Raw genomic sequence first — 4,951 nt, forward strand, 5'->3', positions numbered from 1 at the left:
ATACGTTGGTTGAAAAAATACTTCCAAAAATTACCGCACTTTAGTTCGTTCCGTGCTTGGTTTGGTCGTGCATCAAGATGCACGCTACGCACGATTTAGATCCATATGCATAGCGTATGATTTTATAGTCGGACTTTGCCTGGCTATAAATAAAAAAGCCGATCTTAAGAAAACTTAAGATCGGCAATCAGCAAAATGCTTATTACAAGCTTGCTGTCTCTATTATTTTTTTAGAACCAACACCACGGAGTCACCGGCAACCACTTCCCCGGTTTTCTTCTCAAGATGATTAATCTCATCCATATTGGAAATCACTACCGGTGTTAATACGGATTTCGCTTTGGATTCCAAGAGAGGAAGATCTAACTCAATCACTGTGTCGCCACGTTTAACGGTTTGACCTTCTTGCGCCACACGGGTAAAGCCTTCACCTTTTAATTCTACGGTATCAATACCAAAGTGAACAAATAACTCCACGCCTTCTTTGGATTCCATGGAAAACGCATGATTTGTTTCAAAAATTTTACCAATCACACCATCTACCGGCGCAACTAATTTATTGCCGGTCGGGCGAATAGCAATACCATCACCAACAATCTTTTCAGAAAAAACGACATCCGGCACATCTTCAATATTCACGATCTCACCGGAAAGTGGGGCATAGATTTCCACTTCAACCGCTTTCTTCTCTTTTGAGCCAAATAGTTTGTCAAATAAACCCATTTTAATCATCTCCTGAAGTTTGAAATTTAGTCTTATTTTAGCTTAAAAAGCCTAATTTGTATTTAATTTAATGCTTTTTCTGCTAAAAAATCAATCACTAAACGTTCGATTTCTGCCGCAGTCGGTTGTTGTAACGCCTTTTCTGCCAGTAATTTTGCGTCTTGATAATTAACGTTACGAATTAATTTCTTAATCCGCGGCACAGAAATCGCACTCATACTAAATTCATCTAGCCCCATTCCTAACAACAAGACAGTAGCACGTTCATCGCCGGCTAATTCGCCGCACATTCCCGTCCATTTTCCTTCCGCATGAGAAGCATCAATCACTTGTTTGATCAAATTCAGCACAGACGGACTCATTGGGTTATATAAATGAGAAATGAGCTCATTGCCTCGATCTACGGCCAACGTATATTGGGTTAAATCGTTCGTACCAATACTGAAGAAATCGACCTCTTTTGCTAAGAATTTGGCATTCACCGCAGCAGATGGCGTTTCAACCATGACACCAATTTGAATATTTTCGTCAAAGGCCTTACCTTCATTACGCAATTCAACTTTCAATTCTTCAATGACGGATTTCAACTCACGAATTTCTTCTACAGAAATAATCATTGGGAACATTACCGCTAACTTACCGTAAGCCGAAGCACGCAATACTGCTCTTAATTGCGCATTTAAAATTTCGCGGCGATCCAACGCAATACGAATAGCACGCCAACCGAGGAATGGATTCATTTCTTTCGGCAAATCCAAATACGGCAATTCTTTATCACCGCCAATATCCATGGTACGCAATATCACCAAATTGCCATTCATGGCTTCCACGACGTCTTTATAGGCGATAAATTGCTCTTCTTCTGTCGGCAATTGATCACGATCCATAAACAAGAATTCCGTGCGGTATAGCCCCACCCCTTCTGCGCCGTTGCGCTCCGCACCTTCGATATCACGAATGGTACCGATATTCGCAACCACATCCACGCGGTGTCCATCTAGCGTTAATGCCGGCAAATCTTTTAACTTCGCCAACTCAGCTTTCTCATCGGCTAATTTCGCTTGCAACGCTTTTAAACGCTGAATGTCTTCTTGAGAAGGATTGACATAAACCACATTATTTAACGCATCCAGAATTAAAAAATCACCGGTATTTACCAACTCGGTAACATTGTTCGTCCCAACAATTGCCGGTAATTCAAGGGAACGCGCCATAATGGAGGTATGTGATGTGCGACCACCGATATCCGTCACAAAACCTAACACCTTATCTAAATTTAGCTGTGCTGTTTCAGAAGGCGTTAAATCATAGGCAACTAAAATCGCCTCTTCATTAATTTCACCTAAATCAACGATGTGCATGCCTAAGATATTTTTAATTAAGCGATTGCCAATATCACGAATATCACCGGCACGCTCTTTTAAATACTCATCGTCGATTTCCGACAAAATGGCGACTTGCTGATCAATCACCACATTCGCCGCCACTGCCGCATTCACATGATTTGAACGAAGATAATCAATGATTTCCTCTTCCAGCTCTTCATCTTCCAAAATCATTAAATGCCCTTCGAAGATGGCAGCTTTTTCTTCGCCTAAAGATTGATAAGCACGCTCTTTAATTGAGTTTAACTGCTCTACAGCCGCCTCACGTCCTGCGTAAAAACGCGCGATTTCTTCCTCGACTTGGCTATCTTTAATCTTTTGCATATCCAGTACAATTTTTTCTTCTTTAAGCACAAGTGCTTTACCAAAAACAATACCTGGTGAAGCCGGAATTCCTGAAATCATAGTTACCTTCTATAAAAAATCTATCCTAAAACTCAAATTGATTAAAAATCAATCATTCTTAAAATAAAGCAAAAGCCATGACCTGCTACATCGCCTCTTTAATCATAAAGAAAGATTGCCGCAAATCATGGCTTGGTTATTATTCTAAGGTTGGAATTAATGCCACAAGATGTTCAACCGCTTTTTCTGCATCCTCACCTTCTGCAGAAATCGTAATCACGGTACCTTGCGTGAGCATCAACGTTTGTAATTTAAACAAACTTTTTGCACTGGCACTTTTACCGGCTGAAGAAACCGTAATATCAGAAACAAATGCTTTCGCTTCTTTAACGAATTGTGCTGCCGGACGCGTATGCAAACCATTAGGTGCAGTGATTTCAACATCTTTTGAATACATATGAGTTTCCTCTAAAAAATTAATTGAATCCGATAAGTCCATTTAGCATTTTGATGGAATCTTGTCTAAAAAGACTAAAATAAATGCGCCGTAGTATCCTGATAATCGCTCCATTACGCAAGGCGATTTCAATAAAAATTTGAACTGGATCACAAAAAAACGACGTCAAAGTTTAATTTATTAACCAAAATTTAACAAGGTTTTGCGCAAAAGAAGTGGCTGACATTGACTTATTCAACAGAAAAATGGCGCTGCGATTTCATTTCTTTTTTACTGGTTAACAAACGATGATAATTTTCATAACGAACAGCACTGATTTTGCCTTCTTCTACCGCCTGACGTAAGGCACATCCCGGATCATTTAAATGCTTACAATCACGAAACTTACAAGTCCCTAGCACCGTTTGGAATTCTCGATAACCTTTTGTAATCTGCTCATCTTCCAAATGCCACAAACCAAATTCACGGATGCCCGGTGAATCAATTAAACTGCCTCCCTGCGGTAAATGATATAAACGAGAAGAAGTGGTCGTGTGTTGCCCAAGGCCCGAGGTTGAACTAATTTCCCCGACTAACGCGTCCACCTCCGGCAAGACAGCATTAATCAAACTGGATTTTCCTACGCCGGATTGTCCTACAAAAATAGACACGCCATCCGATAAAAGTGCGGTCAGTTTTTCCAGATTTTTTTTATTCTGCGCGGAAACCATCAGCGTTTGATAGCCGATATCACGATAAATTTTCAGCTGTGAATCCACGTCTTGCCATTGTTCTTCCGTCAACATATCGGCTTTATTCAACACAATAATGGGTTCAATGTTGGCTTCTTCGCACACCACCAAATAACGATCAATAATATTCAGCGACAAACTCGGCAATACGGAGGAAATAATGATAATACGATCAATGTTGGCAGCGATGACTTTAATGCCATCATAGTAATCTGGACGGGAAATTTCATTTTTGCGCGGATGAACCCCTTCAATTACGCCACTTACACCTTGCAACTGCTCATTACCTTGTCGCCAGATCACACGATCGCCCACGACAACACTCGCCAATGTGCGACGCAAGTTACAACGAAAAATCTCGCCTTGCGCATTTTCCACATCTGCATGACGGGCATAGCGCGTGACAACCAAGCCATCCTGCGAATCGCCTAACATCTCATCCTGCCAATCAATGTCTTTCTTCTGATGGCGATGTAATACCTTATGATTATTGGATTGAATTCGGCGTTTTTGATTTTGCGTTAATTTGGGTTTACTCATACAAAGTGCGGTCGTTTTTTCTCGCGTTTTTCGCTAGAATAAGGAAAATTTTCGCATAGGATACCTTATATAATGACATTAGATAAACAAAATCTGATCTGGATTGATCTTGAAATGACAGGTTTAGATCCGGAAAAAGAACGCATTATTGAAATCGCAACCATTGTGACCGATAAAAATTTAAATATTCTTGCCGAAGGGCCGGTACTCGCCATCCACCAATCGGAAGAATTACTCAATAAAATGAGCGACTGGTGTGTAAAAACCCACACCGCCAATGGGCTGGTTGAACGCGTTAAAAACAGCAAATTAACCGAACGCGCCGCCGAATTACAAACCTTAGATTTCCTCAAGAAATACGTGCCGAAAGGGGTATCACCGATTTGTGGCAACAGTGTGGCACAAGACAAACGCTTTCTCTTTAAATATATGCCGGAGCTTGCAGACTACTTCCACTATCGCCACCTTGATGTCAGTACATTAAAAGAATTAGCTGCCCGCTGGAAACCGGAAATTCTGGACGGCTTTAGTAAACAAAACACCCATTTGGCATTAGACGATATTCGCGAATCCATCAAAGAACTCGCTTACTATCGCGAACATTTTTTAAAGATGGACTAAATCGACGAATATATAAACAAGCGCATCATTTTCATGATTTTATACTTGCACTGTCCAAAAATATTCGTATAATGCCGTCTCATTCATTTGATGTGAATGCGGGAATAGCTCAGTTGGTAGAGCACGACCTTGCCAAGGTCGGGGTCGCG

The 4,951-nt window shown here is 40.8% G+C and carries 5 protein-coding genes; 1 reads left to right on the top strand and 4 read right to left on the bottom strand.

Features of this window, described 5'->3' with window-relative positions; translation table 11 throughout:
• Positions 1-222 precede the first annotated feature (222 nt).
• The 4 genes from crr to rsgA form a co-directional block, all read right to left on the bottom strand.
• Positions 223-723, bottom strand: a complete 501-nt coding sequence (gene crr / locus Q0203_RS00335) for a PTS glucose transporter subunit IIA (RefSeq protein ID WP_209364567.1) — start codon at positions 721-723, stop codon at positions 223-225.
• Between the two features lie 62 nt (positions 724-785).
• Entirely contained in the window at positions 786-2,513 is a 1,728-nt protein-coding gene (gene ptsI, locus Q0203_RS00340) for a phosphoenolpyruvate-protein phosphotransferase PtsI (RefSeq protein ID WP_297928716.1), read from the bottom strand.
• Positions 2,514-2,652: 139 nt separating this feature from the next.
• A complete protein-coding gene (gene ptsH / locus Q0203_RS00345) occupies positions 2,653-2,910 on the bottom strand; it encodes a phosphocarrier protein Hpr (protein ID WP_209364563.1) in 258 nt (85 codons plus the stop codon).
• Positions 2,911-3,140: 230 nt separating this feature from the next.
• On the bottom strand, positions 3,141-4,181 hold the full coding sequence (gene rsgA / locus Q0203_RS00350; protein WP_297928718.1) for a small ribosomal subunit biogenesis GTPase RsgA: 1,041 nt from the start codon (positions 4,179-4,181) through the stop codon (positions 3,141-3,143).
• Positions 4,182-4,253: 72 nt separating this feature from the next.
• Here rsgA and orn point away from each other — a divergent pair, with 72 nt between their 5' ends.
• Positions 4,254-4,802: an oligoribonuclease gene (gene orn, locus Q0203_RS00355; protein ID WP_297928719.1), complete on the top strand. Its 549-nt coding sequence runs from the start codon at positions 4,254-4,256 to the stop codon at positions 4,800-4,802.
• Positions 4,803-4,951: the final 149 nt, after the last annotated feature.

Source organism: uncultured Aggregatibacter sp. (assembly GCF_938046485.1).
Taxonomy (GTDB): domain Bacteria; phylum Pseudomonadota; class Gammaproteobacteria; order Enterobacterales; family Pasteurellaceae; genus Aggregatibacter.